This window comes from Brevundimonas sp. DS20 (assembly GCF_001310255.1).
Lineage (GTDB): Bacteria > Pseudomonadota > Alphaproteobacteria > Caulobacterales > Caulobacteraceae > Brevundimonas > Brevundimonas aurantiaca.
In genome coordinates, this window is record NZ_CP012897.1 from 1,385,963 (window position 1) to 1,404,410 (window position 18,448).

The 18,448-nt window shown below is 66.5% G+C and carries 13 protein-coding genes; 2 read left to right on the forward strand and 11 right to left on the reverse strand.

The window, feature by feature from the left end:
- Nucleotides 1-65 precede the first annotated feature (65 nt).
- The gene (locus JL11_RS06690) at nt 66-737 is read right to left on the reverse strand and encodes a hypothetical protein (RefSeq protein WP_054764976.1); all 672 of its coding nucleotides are present in this window, start codon (nt 735-737) and stop codon (nt 66-68) included.
- A gap of 32 nt (nt 738-769) precedes the next feature.
- Nucleotides 770-2,137, reverse strand: coding sequence for a metallophosphoesterase (locus tag JL11_RS06695; RefSeq protein ID WP_054764977.1), 1,368 nt, complete (start codon nt 2,135-2,137; stop codon nt 770-772).
- A 247-nt stretch (nt 2,138-2,384) separates the two neighbouring features.
- Here JL11_RS06695 and JL11_RS06700 point away from each other — a divergent pair, with 247 nt between their 5' ends.
- Nucleotides 2,385-4,637, forward strand: coding sequence for a TonB-dependent receptor (locus JL11_RS06700; protein ID WP_054764978.1), 2,253 nt, complete (start codon nt 2,385-2,387; stop codon nt 4,635-4,637).
- Between the two features lie 112 nt (nt 4,638-4,749).
- On the opposite strand, the gene pelA is transcribed toward JL11_RS06700, so the two are convergent.
- From pelA to JL11_RS06715, 3 genes are all read right to left on the reverse strand, one after another.
- Nucleotides 4,750-5,835, reverse strand: coding sequence for a pectate lyase (pelA, locus tag JL11_RS06705; protein WP_054764979.1), 1,086 nt, complete (start codon nt 5,833-5,835; stop codon nt 4,750-4,752).
- Nucleotides 5,836-5,919: 84 nt separating this feature from the next.
- A complete protein-coding gene (locus tag JL11_RS06710) occupies nt 5,920-9,333 on the reverse strand; it encodes a TonB-dependent receptor domain-containing protein (protein WP_054764980.1) in 3,414 nt (1,137 codons plus the stop codon).
- A gap of 238 nt (nt 9,334-9,571) precedes the next feature.
- A complete protein-coding gene (locus JL11_RS06715; RefSeq protein ID WP_054764981.1) occupies nt 9,572-11,203 on the reverse strand; it encodes a family 43 glycosylhydrolase in 1,632 nt (543 codons plus the stop codon).
- A gap of 149 nt (nt 11,204-11,352) precedes the next feature.
- On the opposite strand from JL11_RS06715, the gene JL11_RS06720 reads away from it, so the two are divergent.
- Complete coding sequence (locus JL11_RS06720; RefSeq protein ID WP_054764982.1) at nt 11,353-11,628, forward strand: hypothetical protein; 276 nt, start codon at nt 11,353-11,355, stop codon at nt 11,626-11,628.
- Between the two features lie 10 nt (nt 11,629-11,638).
- On the opposite strand, the gene JL11_RS17420 is transcribed toward JL11_RS06720, so the two are convergent.
- From JL11_RS17420 to JL11_RS06745, 6 genes are all read right to left on the reverse strand, one after another.
- A complete protein-coding gene (locus tag JL11_RS17420) occupies nt 11,639-11,782 on the reverse strand; it encodes a hypothetical protein (RefSeq protein WP_156314160.1) in 144 nt (47 codons plus the stop codon).
- A gap of 51 nt (nt 11,783-11,833) precedes the next feature.
- Entirely contained in the window at nt 11,834-12,811 is a 978-nt protein-coding gene (locus JL11_RS06725; RefSeq protein WP_054764983.1) for an NAD-dependent epimerase/dehydratase family protein, read from the reverse strand.
- A complete protein-coding gene (locus JL11_RS06730) occupies nt 12,808-14,130 on the reverse strand; it encodes a UDP-glucose dehydrogenase family protein (protein ID WP_054764984.1) in 1,323 nt (440 codons plus the stop codon). Before JL11_RS06730 ends, JL11_RS06725 begins: the two co-directional genes overlap by 4 nt.
- A 93-nt stretch (nt 14,131-14,223) precedes the next feature.
- The gene (locus JL11_RS06735) at nt 14,224-15,276 is read right to left on the reverse strand and encodes a LacI family DNA-binding transcriptional regulator (protein WP_191555289.1); all 1,053 of its coding nucleotides are present in this window, start codon (nt 15,274-15,276) and stop codon (nt 14,224-14,226) included.
- Nucleotides 15,277-15,341: 65 nt separating this feature from the next.
- On the reverse strand, nt 15,342-16,892 hold the full coding sequence (locus tag JL11_RS06740) for a tryptophan halogenase family protein (RefSeq protein ID WP_054764986.1): 1,551 nt from the start codon (nt 16,890-16,892) through the stop codon (nt 15,342-15,344).
- An 8-nt stretch (nt 16,893-16,900) separates the two neighbouring features.
- The gene (locus JL11_RS06745; protein ID WP_156314161.1) at nt 16,901-18,430 is read right to left on the reverse strand and encodes a tryptophan halogenase family protein; all 1,530 of its coding nucleotides are present in this window, start codon (nt 18,428-18,430) and stop codon (nt 16,901-16,903) included.
- Between the last annotated feature and the right edge of the window lie 18 nt (nt 18,431-18,448).

The following is an 18,448-nucleotide window of genomic DNA, read 5'->3' on the forward strand; positions in this document are numbered from 1 at the left end:
GCTGACTTTCGCGCCCCTGACGGCTCCGTCAGGGGCGCGATCGTTTCAGGCTCAGTCGAAAGACTTCAGTGGGGACCGGCGGACAGGGCGTCGTCGTCCAGGAAGAAGGGCCGGTCGCGATTGGCCGGGCGATGTTCGATCCAGGCGCCGGGCTGACGGATCCTTTGTTCGACCGCCTGAACCGCGCCGCGCATGAAGGCTTCGGGCGAGACGGCTTCGGACTGCGGCGCGATCGGCGCTTCCGGATCGCCGTGCAGGACGGCGGCGGCGTAGATGTCGAGCTGAAGTCCCTGGCGCGCGCCGTCGCGATAGGGAAAGAGACAGAGGGTGTAGCGGGTCCCGACCGGCCCGACCTGACGCGGGCTGACTTCGGCGCGCCAGGCGGCGCCGTTGCAGACGACCGTGCGGACCGGCCGCAGCCAGCCCGCCGCGGCGCGCGTCGTCGGACCCTCCAGCCCGAAACCCGTCGGCGCGGCCGGGTCCGCCAGGGTGAAACGACCGGGCGTGCGGGGCGGGGCGCCGGAGGCTTGGCGGCGGGTGACGACCCGGAATCCCTGACGGCGAAGATGGCGCTCCAAGGCTTGGGCGACGCTGCGGCCGTCGTGGCGGGTCTGGAAGTCGATGACGGCGTAGGCCTGATCGACGGTCCAACGCCCCGTCGTCTGCGCAGCCGCAGTCCCAGCCTGTCCCAGGGCCGCCAGCGCCAGGATGGTCGACAGTATCGAGCGCATCGCCATGATCCATCTTGGCTCCGGCTGGGCGGCCGTTGTCAATGCGGCTCCAACAGGGCCGCCGCCGCCGCCGTCTTGACCGTCAGGCCGGGCGCTTCGGCGAAGACGAGGTCGGCGACGCCGAAATATCCGGCCTGATTGGTCGCGCACCAGTCGGTGGTGACGATGTGCACGGGGCCGTCCGTCGGCGCGGCGCCGGCGGCGTAGAGGAAATCGCCGTTGCGCGCGCTGAGCGGCATCGGCCGGTCCTGGTTGGCGCGGGCGAGGAAGGCGTCGAACCGATCACGCGGGACGACGGCGGTCATCAGCCGGCCGTCGAAACGCACGACGGCGTCGAAAACGTAGCGGCTGACCGGCCCCGCAGGCAGGCCGGCGCCCAGGGTGGTGTGGCCGATGAAGCCCGCATCGACGCCTGCGGCCTGGGCAAGGCCTGCCGCGACCCTCCGTCCAGTGTCGCCCAGCGACAGGGCGCGGGGGCTGACGCCCAGTATGGCCCGCTCCTCCGCCGTCATCTGGGCGGCCAGGGTCGCCGCGATCAGTTCGGCCAGGGGCTGATCGACCGCGGCGTCCAGCGCGACTGGGTGAGAGGCGGCCGTGACCGAGCCGTCGGCGTGGAATTCGGCGACCGTATAGGCGCTGGTCCACGAGCCGGTGTGGGCATAGGCGCTGCGGCCCTGTTGATGCTGGAACAGCAGATGGTTGTGGCCGCCGATCATCAGGCCGCCGTCGGGCAGCAGGGGCAGGATGTCGCGATCGGCCGCGACACCCGCATGGCTCAGGATCAGAATCCGATCGGCGCCCGCCAAGGCGGTCGCAAGCTCGGCCCTGGCCCAGTCCGCAGGGGCTGGAATGTCCAGTTGGTCGCGAGAAACCTTGGGATAGGTGTTCAGGGCGTCGGTCCCTATGCCCACGACGCGCAAGGACCGGGCGCCGAAGGGCAGGGTGGTCGAAGAGGGGGCGTAGCCTTCGCCCGTGCGCCGGTCGCCTATGGTGCTGACGACCTGGACGCCCAGGGTCCGCAGACGCGCCACGACCTCAGCCAGGTCCGGGGTCAGGTCGTTGTCGTGATTGCCCAGGTTGAACACCGTGGGCGCCAGGCGCGGCAGGGCCTCGACGAAGGCCCAGTCGATCACACCCCCGGACCGCACGGCCACGGCGTTGCCGTGTTCGAACAGGTCGCCGTTGACGGCGATCACATGGGGAACCGGGTGGGTCCGCACCTCGGTTTCAAAGGCGGCCAGCAGTTGGGCGGTGCGCTCATAGGCCGAATGCATGTCCGAAACGGCCAGCACCCGGCCGATCGTTTCGGTCTGATCCTTCGCTCTCAGGCCGATCAGGCCCGGCGCCAGCGTCGTCGCCCCGGCCAGTTGAAGAAGACGGCGGCGGGAAGGCCTGACGAGAGACATTCGCAATCCAGGATATGGGGAAGGGGCGCGCAGCGGAGGGACGCACCCTTACATCGTCGCACTTCAACCTTGTTCGAACAAGACTGGGGGGCCGCGCGGCGCCTTGTCTGAAGTCGATTGTCACACCGCTGTGTCCGCGTCTTCAAAGCTTCAACAAAGCGGCCCGTCTGACGCTGGCGATTCCCTTTTCGAAGCTTTACGGCGTCGCGCGATCGTTCCTCCCCACGACGCCAAGGATAGTTCAGCCATGCTTCGTCCCGCCCTTCTGGCCGCCACCGTCAGCAGCATCGCCCTGCTGAGCGCCGGCTCGGCCCTCGCTCAGGTTCAGACCCAGGCCCAGACGCAAACCGCCGCCGAACCGGCCGGCGTCGATGACATCGTCGTCACCGCCCAGCGTCGCAGCGAGAACATCCGCGACGTTCCCTTCGCCGTCTCCGCCCTGACGCCCCAGACCTTGCAGGACATCTCGGCCGGCGGCGCCGACGTTCTGGCCCTGTCGGGCCGCGTGCCCAGCCTTCAGGTCGAAAGCTCGAACGGCCGCTATGCGCCGCGCTTCTACATCCGCGGCCTGGGCAATGTGGACTTCGACTTCACCGCCTCCCAGCCGGTTTCGGTGGTGCTGGACGACGTGGTTCTGGAAAGCGTCTATCTGAAGGGCTTTCCGCTGTTCGACGTGCAGCAGCTGGAAGTGCTGCGCGGACCGCAGGGCACCCTGTTCGGCCGCAACACCCCGGCGGGCGTGATCAAGATCGACAGCGTCAAGCCGTCGGACGACTTCACCGGTTTCGGCTCCCTGACCTACGGCAACCTGGGTTCGACCCGGGCCGAGGCCGCCGTCACCTTGCCGGCGTCCGAGACGCTCCAGGTGCGCGGCGCCTTCCTGTGGAACCACCGCGAGGACTGGGTGAACAACGCCTACAACCCGTCCTTCGCCAATCCGGACAAGGACGACCTGGGCAATTTTGATGACATCGCCGGCCGCGTTCACGTCGCCTGGACCCCGACCCCGCGTCTGTCGACCCTGTTGACCCTTCAGGCTCGCGACTATGAAGGCACGGGCACGATGAACCGCGCCAATGCCCTGACCAAGGGCTCCAACAAGCTGAACGACAACTTCGACCGGGACACCGTCTATTACGACGGCGGCCGCAACAACTTCCAGAAGCAGAAGACCACGTCCCAGTCGCTGCGCGTGGCCTATGACTTCGGCCCCGCCACCCTGACCGGCATCGTCGGCTCCTACCAGGGCTGGTCGCAGGGCGACGGCGACATCGACGGCGGCGTGGCCAGCGCCCCGGCGACGGCCTCCTACAAGACGCCGTTCAACTCCGAGACCGGCACCCTGTCCAGCGACCTGCTGCAAAACACCTACGAGCTGCGCCTGGCCTCGAACGGCGATGCGCGCCTGGGCTGGCAGATCGGCGCCTTCTACTGGGATGAGCGGATCAATCTGGTCTCTGGCTCCTTCAACGGCGTAGGCGGGCTTCAGCCGACGCGCGTGACCGACATCGTGCAGAAGTCGGACTCCTGGTCCGTGTTCGGTCAGGGCAGCTACAAGCTGACGGAGGCCCTGAAGGTCACGACGGGTCTGCGCTATACCGACGACAACCGCGACTATTTCGGTCGGATCGTCCTGGGAGCCGGCGCCGGCGGGACGGGCGCCGTCTCGGTCGGCGACGAGCAGGTCAGCTGGGACGTCAGCGCCCTGTATGAGGTCAACGACAGCCTCAACCTGTTCGCCCGGGTGGCCAAGGGCTATCGCGGTCCGTCGATCCAGGGCCGCAACCTGCCGGTCCTGACCACGGCCGATTCCGAAACCGTCATGTCCTATGAGACCGGCTTTAAGGCCCGTCTGTTCGACGGCCGCGGCCGTTTGAACGGCACGGCCTACGCCTATGAGGTCAGCGACATGCAGTTCACCGCCATCGGCGGGGCGGACAACACCAACCGCCTGATCAACGCCGACAAGGGCGAAGGTTACGGCCTGGAGCTGGACGGCGACCTGTATCTGGGTGCGGGCTTCAGCCTGACGGCCGGCGCCGCCTGGAACCACACGGAGATCAAGGACGGCGACCTGCTGGTCGCCATCTGCGGCTCCAACTGCACCGTCACCGACCCGATCGTGACCGTGGGCGCGACCCGTCGCGCCAAGGTCGACGGCAACCCCTTCCCGCAGGCGCCGGAATACACCGCCAATCTGACGCTGAACTACGTCCTGCCGCTGAGCGCCGACACCGAGTTCTTCGCCTCGACCGACTGGGCGATGCAGAAGGATTTCAACCTGTTCCTCTATGAATCGGTCGAGTTCATGCAGGATACGCACTTCGAGGGCGGTCTGCGGACCGGCTGGCGCGACCTGGGCCGCGGCCTGGAAGCGGCGGCCTATGTCCGCAACCTGACCGACGAAGAGAACGTCATCGGCGCGATCGACTTCAACAACCTGACCGCCTTCGTCAACGAGCCGCGCACCTACGGCGTGCAGCTGACCAAGCGGTTCTGAGGCTCCAGGTTAAAGCGAGAGCATGATTCACGCTTCTGTCGGAACCGCGAAGCGGTTCCGTCCGAAACGATCATGCTCTAGAGCCAGCGAGGCCTTCGCTTCGCCGGCCCTGTCAGTTCGGCCGGGCAAGGCGCGCGCGCCAGGCGGGATAGTCCCGCTCCAGCAGCGTCTTCGCCCAGTCGCCATAGTAGTTGTAGCCGGCGCGGCGCTCCCGCTCGATGTCCGCCAGGGCCGGGCGCGGAACGCCGTCGCGGCCGGTGAACAGCGGGCGATTGTCCTCGAGCCCGTAGAATCGGGCCCACAGCGGGCCTTCGCCCGGCGCCGGCACGACCCGTCGGTCCGCCTGTCCCTCAGCGTCGGTGAAGGACTCGATGCGGATGTCGTAGAGGGCCGTGGCGCGGAACCAGGCAACGGCGCCTTCGACCGCGGCGATCACGTCAGGACCGGGCGGGTCGATCCCCATCAGGAAGCGCACCAGGCCCACGCTTTCCTGCCCCGACAGAGACGCCGGCTCGAACCGGCGGGCGCCGACGGGCGCCAGGGTGACGGGATCGTGCTGGGCGGACCAGACGGTCCGTCGGCCGTCCTGTCGCACCTGGGATTTCAATAGGGCGTCCACGCCGCGCCGCACGGCCTGGGCCGCCCGCTCGCGCCGCGCGCCGTCGACGAAGCCGTAAGGCGGTTTGGTCTGGGCGACCTCGTCCAGCAGGCGCAGCACCCGCACCATGGCGTCGTCATTATAGGTGACCGCGTCGTGATAGCCGCCCCGCAGCGGAGCGTACTGGGGCCATCCGCCGTTCGGATATTGGGCGGCCAGCAGATAGTCGAGACCCCTGTCGAAGGCGGCGCGCGGCGTCGAATCGCCGGCCTCGATCACCCGCGCGATAAAGGCGAGGGGCAGGGTGGTGGCGTTGTTGTCGATGGTGTTGGTCAGGGTCGGATCCGCATCCGGCGCGGGCGGCGCGAACAGATCCGTGTTCTTGGGCCAGCCGCCTTGGGGCGACTGATGCGCGATGACCTGAAGGGCCAGGCGACGCGCCTCATCCGAGCCGTACCAGCCCGCCGGACGGCTGACGGCGGACGACCCCCAGACCATGGATGAGGCCGCTGCAACCCGTTGGGACCCGGGCGGCGGGGTCTGGGCGCAGGCGGCGCCCGCGATCGCCGTCAGGCTTAGGATCAGGGTGGCTCTCAGCATGGCGCTTTCCTGGATCGAAGGGCAAAAAAAGCGGGACGTCGCCGGGGCGACGTCCCTTCAGGGGGCAGGGAGCGTCGGTCCGCCTCAGAAGATGAAGCGGGCGCCGACGAAATATTGGCGACCTGTGCTGCCATAGCTGTTGACCAGCGGATCGGCCTGATAGGCCCAGCGTTCGTCCGGCTGATCCGTCAGATTCAGGGCCTCGGCGGTGATCGTGACGTTGTCGGTCAGTTTGTAGGTGAAGGCGGCGTCCACATTCAGCGTCTCATTGGAGCCGATGAAGTCGTTGATCAGGGGCGAGTCGCACTGGCCCGGATCGCAGCCGCCCGAGGCCAGCGGATAGGTGGTTTGGTAGGCGGCCCGATAGGCGGCCGAAACGCGGGCGCTCCAGCGCGGCACCTCATAGAAGACGGTCGCGTTGAAGGATTCCGGCGAGGCGCCCAGGAAGGGGGCCGTTCCGGTCAGGTTCCGCGCGGGATCGAGGATGTATTCCAGCTCGGATTCGATGTTGGTGTAGTTGGCCTGAACCCCGAAACCGTCGAACGGCGCCGGCAGGAAGGTGAAGTTCTGCTGATAGGCGACCTCGAAGCCGGACAGGGTCCCGCCCGGCGCGTCATTGTACTGACGCAGGACGAACGGCAGGTCGGCGTCGATATAGGCGCGGCGGCTGTCGGAGGCCAGGTCGGTCAGGTCGTCATAGGCGGCCCGAAGATTGGCGATCTGCTCGCTGCTGAAAACCTCGCTCAGCCTGCCCTCACGCAGCACCACCTGCGGGAAGCTTTCGATTTCCTTGTGGAAATAGGCCACCGACAACAAGGCGTCCTTGGCGAAATACCATTCGACATTGAAGTCGAGGTTGGTGGCTCGGAACGGCTTCAGCTTAGTGTTGCCCAGGCTGATCTGGGCGTTTGAGCCGTCGAACTCGGCCGCCGCCCCAGCGACGCCCACAGGCACCGTGAAGGAGGTGACGCCGGGCTGCAAGGCCATCATCTGCGGGCGCGCCATCACCTTGGCCGCCGCGAAGCGCAGGATCAGGCTGTCGCTGACCTCCCACGCCAGGTTCAGCGAGGGGAGGGTGTCGTTATAGTCGTTGTCGTTGCTGATGGGGCGGCCGCTGGGCGAACGCCCCCGTGAGTCGACGCTGGTCTCGGCCCTCCGCAGACCGGCGTTGCCGCGCAGGGTTCCGGCGAACAGAGGCAGGTTGAAATCCATCTGGCCGTAGTAGGACAGGCTCTCTTCATCGACCCAGAAGGTGTTGACCCCGCCGTTGCGAAGGTCCGACAGACGCCAGTCGCCCCATTCGTTGATGCAGTCGCAGTCGAAGCCGAAGCGGTTCTGGAAGGCTTGAAGATTGGGGGCGAAGAAGGACGTCGGCATGCCGTCAGGCACGTTCAGACCGTCTCCCCAGCTGACCGTCTGGCCCATGTCAGCCACTGTCGTGGCCTGAGCCAGGCCGCTGCGCACCCCCTCCAGCAGGCTGGGGTTCATGGTGTCGCTGACCAGCCGCTCGAACCGCGTATAGTAGAAGTCGAACTTCCGCTTGCCGATGCCGAAACGAAGGGTGACGTAGTCGTTGTAATCCCAACGGAAGTCGGCCTTGGCCGTCTGATAGCCGTTTTCGGTGACGGTGCGGAAGGCGCGCAGGGCGGAATAGCCCTTCACGAAGTCCCAGTTGTTGGGATCGGCGACGTCGAAGCCGAAGTCGATGAAGGGCATGTCGCCGCCCGCGCGGTCGTCATAGACGAAGTAGTCGTTTCCTGCGACGCCCTGGCCGGAGTCCAGCCGGATGAAGTCAGCGAGCAGACCCATGTTTTCGTTGGTCGATTCGGAATCGCCGACCAGCAGGGACATGCTGAACCGGTCGCTGAAGTCATGCTCGATATTGATCGAGTTCTGGCGGAACTTGGTCGTATAGGAGCCCTGATCGACCGCCGAGCGCATGTCGACGTTGCCGAGCACCAGATAGTTGGCGTTGGCCCCGGTCTCGCTGAGGCCGGCGTCGATCAGGCGCACCGAGGGCCGGCCGATGAAGGCGCCGCGCATGGCCAGATACTGCGGATGCGCGACATAGCCGACCGAGCCGGGCTGGTTATAGTAGTCGTAGACGTCCAGGTTGTTCGGATTGAAGCTGCCGACGCCGGGCGCCAGAGTCTGGTTCGTGGCGCCCGGCGCCGTGGTGAAGATCGGCGTATTGCCATAGAGGGACTGCCCGCAGTCGATGGCGTCGCGAAACTCGGTCGCGGTCTGGGCGGTGCAGTTGGCGTAGACGCTGCGGCGGTTATTGTAGCTGTTGTTGGAGTTGCTGGCGGTCGTCGCGGTCTGATAGCTGAAGGCCGTAGCGGTGCGGTTGCCGTTCGTGTTGTTGCGGTTCAGGCCGACCGGACCGATCTGATAGTTGGTCGAGGTCTGGGTCATCTCCGAATAGAGATTGTCGAAGCTGATCGTGGTCCGCTCCGTCGGCCGCCATTGGCCGGACAGGGTGACCCCCAGGCGATCCTGATCCACCTCCCGGTGATTCAGGGTGGCCAGGGCCGGGATGCGAACCAGAGAGCCGCGGTTCCCCGTTCCGTTGATCAGGGCATAGGCGGCCGGGTTCGAGCCGATCAGATAGTTGCGCGCCTCGGGATTGGTGACGCGCGGCAGGGCCGAGTTGGGCGTGCCGATCGGCAGGGCGAAGCCTTGAGGGTCCCCTGCGGCGTTGGCGCCGGCGTTATTGAACGTCGCGCCGCGATAGGCGTAGTCCATCGAGCCCACCTGACGGGCGTAGCTGTCGATGACCTGTTTACGCTCGTTGTAGGCGACCGAGCCCAAGAGGCCGAACTCGCCGATCTTGCTGGTCCAGCGGTCAGACGCCAACAGGGCCACGCGCGGGCTGTGGTTGCCGCCGTTCTCGTAATAGGCGTCCTGAAGGGTCAGGGCGAGACGGCGTTCGGTGAAGTCGAACGGGCGGCCCGAGATCAGATCGACGGTCGCGCCCAGGGAGCCTTCGTCCGTCTGGGCGTCTGCGGACTTCTGGACCTTCAGGGAGTTGAACAGCTCGGAGGCGAAGGTGTTGAACTGGAAGCCGCGGTCGCGCCGCAGGGCTCCGTCGGCGCTGCTGGCGCCGGAGGTGGACAGGGTCTCCAGCCCGTTCAGCCGGACGCGGGTGAAGTCGCCGCCAAGGCCGCGGACCGAGATCGAATTGCCCTCGCCGTTTTCGCGGTCGATCGAGACGCCGGGAATCCGCTGAAGCGACTCCGCCAGGTTGGCGTCGGGGAAGTCGGCGATGTCTTCGGCGTTGATGACGTCGACGATGGTGTTCGACCGACGCTTTTCGCTCAGGGCGCTGGCGAGAGAGGCGCGGATCCCGGTGACGACGATCTCATCGACGGTCGTAGCCTCCTGATCATCGGCCTGTTGAGCCTGGGCCCAAGTGGGCGCCGCCAGCAGCAGGGCGCCGATCAGAAGCGCCGCCGGGGACGCCGCCGCGCGCAGTTGTCCTGTGGTTTGGTTGTGCATCCGTTCCCTCCGTTGCTGTCGCGCTCCGACCTCTGGCGGGCCGGATGCCGACATCCTCTGTCCCCCTCTTGATGAGGGGATCGTCTTGAATTCGTCCCCCCGCCGTTGCGAGGCAGGACAATGTCACCGGTGTCATATGGTGAAAATGTGGCGAACGCCAGGGCAAAAATCAGCGTTTGATTGGAAGGGGCCGGGAAAGAACGAGGCGATCCCCGCCCATCGACGCTGCCCGGGCGGCTTAGGCGCCGAGCGCGCGGAAGCGGAAATTCCTGAACCGCGCCTCACCTTCTCCGGCGGCGTAGAGGCCCGGACGCAACATCATGAAGCCGCCCCTAACATTTTGATTATAGCCGGAAACTTCCATGCCTCGATCGAACCGTCGCCAGGTCACGCCGTCGCCGGAGGTGTCGAAATAGAGGTTCTGATAGGCGTTGGTCAGGCGGATGAACATGCGCCGTCCGTGGGGATTGGCCGGGCGGCCGCGTTCGATTCCGTATTGGTGGGTGACATAGCGCTGAGCGTCGAACCCCAGACCGGCGTAAAGGGCGCGATCGTAGAACAGAATCAGCCCCGCCACCGCGCCGGGGTCGATCTCGATTTCGCATTCAATTTCATAAGCTTGCTCGCCTTGGACGAAGGTCAGGGGCGAGCAGTCCGCCGGCGCCCTGCCTTTAGCGCGCATATGAAGCACGCCGCTGTCTCGCCGCAGACGGTCCTTTTCGTTCGGCTGCGGATCATAGAAGCTCCATTGAAGGCCGAACTTGTCGGTTGAGAAATCGTCCGACAGGGCCATGCCGTGGGGTACGGCCTGCCCGCCGCGCGGCTTGGCGATCGGCTGCGACAGATCGCCGCCCCTGGCGCGGAACCAGCCGTCGTCGGTCCATTCGATCGGATCCAGCAGGGTCTGGCGGCCCAGGCTCCAATAGGCGTTCTCATAGCCGTGGTAGACCATCCACCAGTCGCCGGCCGAACCTTCGACCAGGGTGGCGTGACCGCGCGACCACCATTTTTCAGCGCCGGAACGGGTGCGGACGATCGGATTGTGCGGGCAGTCCTCCCACGGGCCATGGATGGACCGGGAACGGGCGGCGATGACCATATGCCCCGTCGGCGGCCCCGCCGTGCCGCCGATGGCGGTGATCATGTAAAAATAGTCGCCGCGCTTCAGAAGTTTGGGGCCTTCCTGGGCGAAGCCTTCGACGATCCAGTCCTCGGGATAGCGCCAGGCGTCATAGACACCCTCCTCCACCGGACCATCGACCGCCAGGCCGTCGTCGGTCAGCCGGACCCGGTCGCCGCCGTTCAGGAACAGATAGCGTTTGCCGTCCTCGCCGACGATATGGCCGGGGTCGATATGGGCGGGCAGCTTCAGGTCGATCGGTGCGCTCCAGGGCCCTTCGATCCGATCGGCCCAGATGACGTAGTTCGACCGGTACTCCGGGAAGCGGGCGGGGATGTAGCAGTAGAATCGCCCCTCGTGTTTGATCAGTTCGGGCGCCCAGACCGAGCCGATATTGGTGGTGAGGGCCGCAGTGACGGGTCGCCAGTTCACCAGGTCGCGCGAATGCCAGATATGGATGCCCGGCACGGATTCGAACGACGAAAAGGTCATGTAATAGTCGTCGCCGTCCTTCAGGATCGACGGGTCCGGGTGGTCGCCGGACAGGATCGGGTTCAGGAACGTCCCGTCGCCCAGATCCGCCATCCGCTGGTTTTCGATCCCGCGACGCCATTTCATGTTCGCCCATTCGCGGCCGAGCGGCGCGGCCTCTTCCAGCGTCTGGGCCAGGACGCTCCGGATCGGCAGGGCGGAGGCGGCGACCCCGCCCAGAAGGCCGGTCAGTGCGGTGCGACGGTCGATGAACCTCATGGGCGTTTCCCTTGTCCCAGTTTTGCGGACAGCTTGTCAGGTTTGCTACCGGTGTCAATTTGCGACCGGAGCCCGACGCCCTGACACGATGCAGGAACCGGGCAGGCAGGGGTCGGTTACCTCCTGGTCCCATTGGATGGAGGTTCGACATGAACAAGGAACAAGAGGCCGAGGCGGCCCTGCCGCCGGGCGTGGCGCGCGGGCGGTCGCTGAACACTCCGTCCGAGGCGCTGCAGGAACGGGCCGGCGGCGTCGGTCCGGGCGGCCAGATCGGCCCTGATCCCAATACGCTGGCGGTTCAGAAGACGCCGCACGACCAGCGCCCCGAAGGCGACCTGCCCCAGGGACCGATCAGCGGCGATCCGCGCACGCCCGTCCCGACCACCGCCAAGGACGAGGCTGTGGACGATCTGAACGAAGGCTGAGCAGGCCCGCCTACATCGGCGGCTGGGTCCGCAGGAAGGCGGTGGCGCCGACGCCGAAGTAGAGCAGGCCGAAGATCAGGGCCAGGACGAGGAGCAGGATGGCGACGCCGCGCTTGCTCTTCAGGATCGGGGGTTTGGGGGCGCGTCTGGGCATGGGCTGAAAACCGCCTTCAGCGCCGTCCGTTCCGGCCTCAGCCCTCGATCTTCAGCCGTTTTCATACCCGCGCCACCAGGCGGCGAACTTCTCAAGCCCCTCTTTCAGAGGCACCTTTGGCCGATAGCCGATCAGGGCGTTCAGCTTGGAGACGTCCGCATAGGTGGCGGTGACGTCGCCTGGCTGCATGGGGCGCATGATCTTTTCGGCCTCGGCGCCGAGCGCCGCTTCGAGGGTGGAGATCATCTCCATCAGGCCGACCGGCTGGCTGTCGCCGATATTGTAGACCTCATGACCGCCCAGTGCAGGCGGATGATCCAAGACCCCGACGATCCCGTCCACGATGTCGTCGATATAGGTGAAGTCGCGCGCCATGCGGCCCTCGCCATAGACTTCGATCGGTTCGCCGCGCGCGATCTTCCGCGTGAAGCTGAAATAGGCCATGTCCGGCCGGCCCCAGGGGCCATAGACGGTGAAGAAGCGCAGACCCGACTGGGGAAAGCCGTACAGCTTGGCGTAGCTCTGGCTCAGCAGTTCGCAGGATCGTTTGGTGGCGGCGTACAAGGAGACCGGCGTGACGGTCGGATCGTCCTCGCGAAAGCCGGAGCCCTCCAGCGGCCGATCGCCATAGACCGAGCTGGACGAGGCGTAGACCAGGTGCTGGACCGCGTTGTGACGCGCCGCCTCTAAGATCGACAGATGCCCCGCCAGATTCGACCGCTCATAGGCGAAGGGGTTCTCCAGCGAATAACGAACCCCGGCCTGGGCGGCCAGATGGACGATCCGCTTGATCCCCTGATCCCGCACCAGGGCCAGCACCTGCTCATGTTCGGCGATGTCGGCCCGAACCAGGCGAAAGCCCTCGCGGGCCTGCAGCCGCGCCGCGCGGGCCTCCTTCAGGGCCGGGTCGTAATAGGTGTTGAAGTTGTCGATCCCGACCACCGTCTCGCCCCGCGCCAGCAATCGCTCGGCCGTATGCATGCCGATGAAGCCGGCGGCGCCGGTGACGAGGATCGGCCCTTCGCTCATCCGCGGCCGATCCCGGAGTATTTGAACCCACGCCGCGCCATGTCGTCGGGACGATAGATGTTTCTCAGATCAATCAGCACCGGCTGTTTCATCAGCAGCTTGATCCGGTCCAGATCCAGGGCGCGGAACGGGTCCCATTCCGTCACGATCACCACCGCGTCGGCGCCCTCGACCGCGTCATAGGCGTTGGCCTTCATCTTCACGTCCGGCAGCAGCTTGGCCGCCTCGGGCATGCCTTCGGGGTCGAAGGCCTGGACCTGGGCCCCGGCGGCGATCAGGGCCTGGGCGATGTCCAGGCTTGGGGCGTCGCGCATGTCGTCAGTGTTCGGCTTGAAGGTCAGACCCAGCAGGGCCACCGTCTTGCCAGCGACGGCGGCGCCGAGGGTGGTTTCAACCCGCCCGGCCATGGCCTTCTTGCGCGCGTCATTGACCTCGACCGTGGTCTCGATCAACCGCACCGGTGATTCATATTGCTGGGCCGTGCGGACTAGGGCCAGGGTGTCCTTGGGGAAGCAGGAGCCGCCGTAGCCGGGGCCGGCGTGCAGGAATTTCGACCCGATGCGCTTGTCCAGGCCGATGCCGCGCGCGACCTGCTGCACGTCGGCGCCCACCGCCTCGCACAGGTCCGCCATCTCGTTGATGAAGGTGATCTTCATCGCCAGGAAGGCGTTGGCGGCGTATTTGATCAGTTCGGACGTGCGCCGGCCGACGAAGAGCAGCGGACTCTCGTTCAGGTTCAGCGGACGGTACAGTTCGCTCATCACCGCCTTGGCGCGGGCGCCGGCGTCGCCCTCGATGTCGTTGACGCCGATCACCACCCGGTCGGGGCGTTTGAAGTCGCCGATGGCGGCGCCCTCACGCAGGAACTCGGGATTGGAGACCACGACGAAGTCCGCGTTGGGATTGGCCTTGCGGATCACCGCCTCGACCTCGTCTCCGGTGCCGACCGGGACCGTGGACTTGGTGACGATCACGGTGAAGCCGTCGATCAGACCCGCGATTTCCTCAGCCGCCGCATAGACGTAGGACAGGTCCGCATGACCGTCGCCGCGGCGGGTCGGGGTGCCCACGGCGATAAAGACCGCATCGGCCCGGCGGATCGCCTCGGCCCCGTCCAGGGTGAAGAACAGCCGACCTTCCTTGACGTTGGCGGCCACCAGATCATCCAGCCCCGGCTCGAAGATCGGAATCTCGCCGCGTTCCAGACGCTCGATCTTGGAGGGATCCTTGTCGATACAGGTCACGACGTGGCCGAAATCGGCGAAACAGGCCCCAGACACCAGGCCCACATAGCCGGTGCCGATCATCGCGACGCGCATCCTAACATCCTCAAACGAACAGGAGAGACGGCCCTATATCATGTGATCCGGGCGCTGCTGGACTTATTAAGGCCTCCGCGAAAAGACTGTCGCCTAGCGTGAGCCGCCAGACCGGGGCGGGGCGGTCGAGCCGCGAGGCGCAAAGCCGAAGGCCACCCTGCTTTGGGACGGCAGGTCCGTTTCCCCCGCCTTGAACCGGATCAGCAGGTCGGCGGCGACCGCGCTCATCTCGGCGACCGGCTGGATAACCGCCGTCATGTCGGCGAACCGCGCCAGGGGCGTGTTGTCGAAACTGACGACCGACAGATCCGACGGCGTGGAAAGACCGCGCCGCTGGGCGGTGCGGATCGCCGCCAGGGCCATGCGGTCATTGCTGCAGACGACGGCCGTCGGCGGCGACGGCAGATCGAGCAGGGCGTCCACAGCGGCGACACCCGACTCATAGGAGAAGTCGCCGCGTCCGATCAGGGTCTCGTCCAGCCCATGGGGCGAGGCGATCATGGCGGCGCGATAGCCGGACAGGCGGGCGTCGCTGACCGCATATTGCGGGCTGCCGGTGACGAAGCCGACGCGCCTATGGCCGAGGGAGAGAAGATGATCCGTCGCGTGGGCGGCGGCCTCGGCGTCGTCCATCGATACGGCGAAACCGTCGCCCTCGGCGATCGACGCGATCCGCGCAAAGGGCAGGCCCAACTGGCTGAGCAGGCCGGTGATGGCCGGGTTTTCGCTGTGCGGCGGGGTCAGGATGACCCCGTCAGGGTGAAGAGCGGCGAGGGCGGCGCGCACGGCGCGATCCACATGGTCGGAATGGGTGTCGACCAGTTCGAAGATCATCCGATAGCCGTGGGACTCGCACTTCAGCATGCCGCCCATCAGCATCTGATCGACCCAGTCGGTGCCCTCGCCGGACTTCCAGCCCTCGATGGTCCGGTCCCGGTCGTTCAGGGCCATCAGCAGATAGGAGCGTGAGCCCCCCATCCGTCGGGCCGCCAGACTGGGCACATAGCCCAGCTTGGCCACGGCGGCGCGCACCCGCTCCTGCACCACGGGCCGCACGTTCGGTTCGTTGTTGATGACGCGCGACACTGTCTGCAGCGAAACGCCCGCCTCGGCGGCGACGTGTTTGATGGTGACGGCGCGGCGCAAACTCTGGTTCCTTATCCCCGCCTCATACTGTCAGGCTCGGCGGCGACAAGGCAAGCGCGCCGGCATCAAGCGGGTACGGCGGCCGGGGCGACCGGCGCCAGGTCGACCGGCGGGGCGGGACAGTTGTCCTGCAGAAACTGCTGATGCGACGGCAGGTCCTTGACGAAGGCGTTCAGAATATCGGCCGCCCGGTCCATCTCGGCGGTCAGGCCGGCGAAGTCGATCCGGTCGACCAGCGGCGGATAGGAGCGGGGCGTCACCCCCATGCCGTCCATCACCGCATACCAGCTGACATTGCGGAACAGGGGGTCCAGCGCCTCGACCAGGCTGCCGTTGGCGCGGAAGACGTCCAGCTTGTGCTGCAACCCCTCGGGCAGGGCCATGTCGCGGCATGCCCGCCAGAAGGGCGTGTCGTCCCGCCGCGTCAGGGCATAGTGCAGGATGATGAAGTCGCGGATCTCCTCATAGTCCACGGTCATCCGCCGATTGTATTCGGCCGCCAGTTTCGGATCGCAGTCCAGATCCGGCATCAGCCGGAAGAAGAAGTCCATCCCGCGATAGATCAGATGGATGGCCGTCGATTCCAGCGGCTCGATGAAGCCGCTGGCCAGACCCAGGGACAGGACGTTCCTGTCCCAGATCTTCTCCCGCACCCCGGTCTTGAACGGCACCACCATCGGATTGACCACGGGCCGGCCCTCGACCTGGGCCAGCAGGCGCGCCGTCGCCTCGTCGTCCGACATGTAGCGGCTGCAGAAGACATGGCCGTTGCCGGTCCGGTGCTGCAGCGGGATGCGCCAGCGCCAGCCGCAGTCCTGGGCCTGGGCCAATGTATAGGGTTTGGGCGCCCCGACATTCTCGGTCTGGACCGCGATGGCCCGGTCGCACATCAGCCATTCGGACCAGTCTGTATAGCCGACGCCCAGGGTCTTGCCGATCAGCAGGGCGCGGAAGCCGGTGCAGTCGATGAAGAAGTCCGCCTCGACCGTCTGGCCCGATTTCAGTTTCACGCCGGTGACGAAGCCGTCGGGCCGCGTCATCACATCCTCGACGATGCCTTCGGTCCGCTTCACCCCCCGCGCTTCGGCGAAGTCGCGCAGATAGCGGGCCACCCGCTTCGCATCCACATGGACGGCGTAGGAGGCCCCGCCGATAGGGCTGCGCTGGGCTTTGAACGGCAGCATGAACCTTTCGTGGGCCGCCATCCGCGCCGCAGAGGCGAAGTCCATCAGCGGGCGCTGATAGCCGTTCATCCGCGCCTTCAGCCAGACGGGATAGAAGTCGCTGACGTCCACCGGCACGCCGATGGCGCCGAACGGGTGGAAATAGCTTTCGCCCTTCTCGGTCCAGTCGTCGAACTGGATGCCCAGTTTGAAACTGGCCTGGGTCTGTTGGATGAAGTCCTGCTCGTTGATCCCCAGCTTCTTCAGCATTTCCAGGAAGGGGGGCACGGTGGATTCGCCGACCCCGATCGTGCCGATGTCGTCGGACTCGACCAGTTCGACCTGGGCCATCCGGCCCTTGAAATGCTCGGCCATCAGGGCGGCGGCGATCCAGCCGGCGGTCCCGCCGCCGACGATGCAGATCTTCTTCAGGGGGCGGCGGGGCTGGTCCATCTGGGGTCTCATGCGGCGGAGGCGGCGGGATCGAGTCCGGCCAGGAATTGGGCGTGATCGGGGGTCCGGGCGACGAAGTCGGCGATATTGGTCCGCATCTCGGACAGGCTGCGCGCCAGATAGGCGGGGTCCATGGCGTCGACGGCGGGGTCGTAATGGTCGGGATACAGGCCGAACCCGTCATAGATGGCCAGCCAGCTGGCCGGGTGGAACATCTCCCACCGATAGCGGACGAACTGACCCCGCGCGGTCCACAGGGCGAGCTTGCGCTCCAGGGTCTCCGGGACGGCCATCTCGCGGCAGTCGCGCCAGAAGTCAGTGTCGGTCCGCCGGTTCAGCTTGTAATGCAGGATGATGAAGTCCCGGACCCGCTCCATCTCCCGCGCGGTCTGATCATTGAATTCGTCCAGGATCGGCTGGGCGAAGCGACGGTCGGGGAACAGGGCCTTCAGCCGCTCGATGCCCGTCTCGATCAGGGCGATGCTGGTGCTTTCCAGCGGCTCCAGAAAGCCGGACGACAGGCCGATGGCGACGCAGTTCTTGGCCCAGGCCTGCGACCGCCGGCCGGGGCGGAAGGGAATGCGCCGCGGCTCGGTCAGCGCATCGCCCAGCAGATGGGGCATCAGCTCGGCCAGGGCCTGATCGTCGCTCAGATGGGCGCTGGAAAACACCAGGCCGTTGCCGGCCCTGTGGCGCAGCGGAATCCCCCATTGCCATCCGGCCGACCGGGCGGTGACGCAGGTGAAGGGGGCGGGGGCGTCGTCCGGCCGGTTCTGGCTCTGCACCGCATAGGCGGCGTCGCAAGGCAGCCAGCGGCTCCAGTCCTCGAACCCGACGCCCAAAGCCTCGCCGATCACCAGGCCCTTGAAACCCGAACAGTCGACGAACAGATCGCCCTCGACCTCGCGCCCGTCGTCCAGCGTCAGGGCGCGCACGAAACCGTCCTCGGGCCGCAGTTCGACCGAGCGGATGCGGGCGTCGATCCGGGCGCAGCCCCCGGCCTCGGCATAGGCGCGCAGATGTTGTGCGAACAGGCCGGCGTCCAGATGAAGCGCCCAGTCGAACACCGACAGCTGGGACGGCGGATTAGGCGAGGGCTGGATGAACTTGCCCCCGGCGGCCAGGGACGCGCCCAAGGAATAGGCCGCCAGCGGCGCGGGGTCGCCCGCGCGCTTCTGCTTCAGCCAGTAATGATGAAAACCGATCCCCTTCACGTCCTGCCCGTACAGGCCGAAGGGATGGATGAAGTCCGAGCCCGGCCCGGACCAGTCGATGAAACGAATACCCAGTTTGCAGGTCGCCTGGGTGGCGCGCATCACGTCCTCGTCGTGCAGACCCAGCTGGCCATAAAAGCGACGGATGGTGGGAATGGTCGCCTCGCCCACGCCGATCGTGCCGATGTCGGAGGACTCGACCACGGTGATCTTCAGCGGTGTGCTGCGGAAATGCTGGACCAGGGCCGCAGCCGTCATCCAGCCGGCGGTGCCGCCGCCGACGATGACGACGGAACGGATGCGAGGATCGTCGATCTCATCCATGGCCTGATCCCAATACGC

Coding starts and splice junctions, on each gene's coding strand:
- JL11_RS17420 (WP_156314160.1), bottom strand. CDS start 11,782: ATGCCCAGACGCGCCCCCAAACCCCCGATCCTGAAGAGCAAGCGCGGC.
- pelA (WP_054764979.1), bottom strand. CDS start 5,835: ATGCTGAGAGCCACCCTGATCCTAAGCCTGACGGCGATCGCGGGCGCC.
- JL11_RS06710 (WP_054764980.1), bottom strand. CDS start 9,333: ATGCACAACCAAACCACAGGACAACTGCGCGCGGCGGCGTCCCCGGCG.
- JL11_RS06700 (WP_054764978.1), top strand. CDS start 2,385: ATGCTTCGTCCCGCCCTTCTGGCCGCCACCGTCAGCAGCATCGCCCTG.
- JL11_RS06740 (WP_054764986.1), bottom strand. CDS start 16,892: ATGGACCAGCCCCGCCGCCCCCTGAAGAAGATCTGCATCGTCGGCGGC.
- JL11_RS06730 (WP_054764984.1), bottom strand. CDS start 14,130: ATGCGCGTCGCGATGATCGGCACCGGCTATGTGGGCCTGGTGTCTGGG.
- JL11_RS06725 (WP_054764983.1), bottom strand. CDS start 12,811: ATGAGCGAAGGGCCGATCCTCGTCACCGGCGCCGCCGGCTTCATCGGC.
- JL11_RS06745 (WP_156314161.1), bottom strand. CDS start 18,430: ATGGATGAGATCGACGATCCTCGCATCCGTTCCGTCGTCATCGTCGGC.
- JL11_RS06720 (WP_054764982.1), top strand. CDS start 11,353: ATGAACAAGGAACAAGAGGCCGAGGCGGCCCTGCCGCCGGGCGTGGCG.
- JL11_RS06695 (WP_054764977.1), bottom strand. CDS start 2,137: ATGTCTCTCGTCAGGCCTTCCCGCCGCCGTCTTCTTCAACTGGCCGGG.
- JL11_RS06715 (WP_054764981.1), bottom strand. CDS start 11,203: ATGAGGTTCATCGACCGTCGCACCGCACTGACCGGCCTTCTGGGCGGG.
- JL11_RS06690 (WP_054764976.1), bottom strand. CDS start 737: ATGGCGATGCGCTCGATACTGTCGACCATCCTGGCGCTGGCGGCCCTG.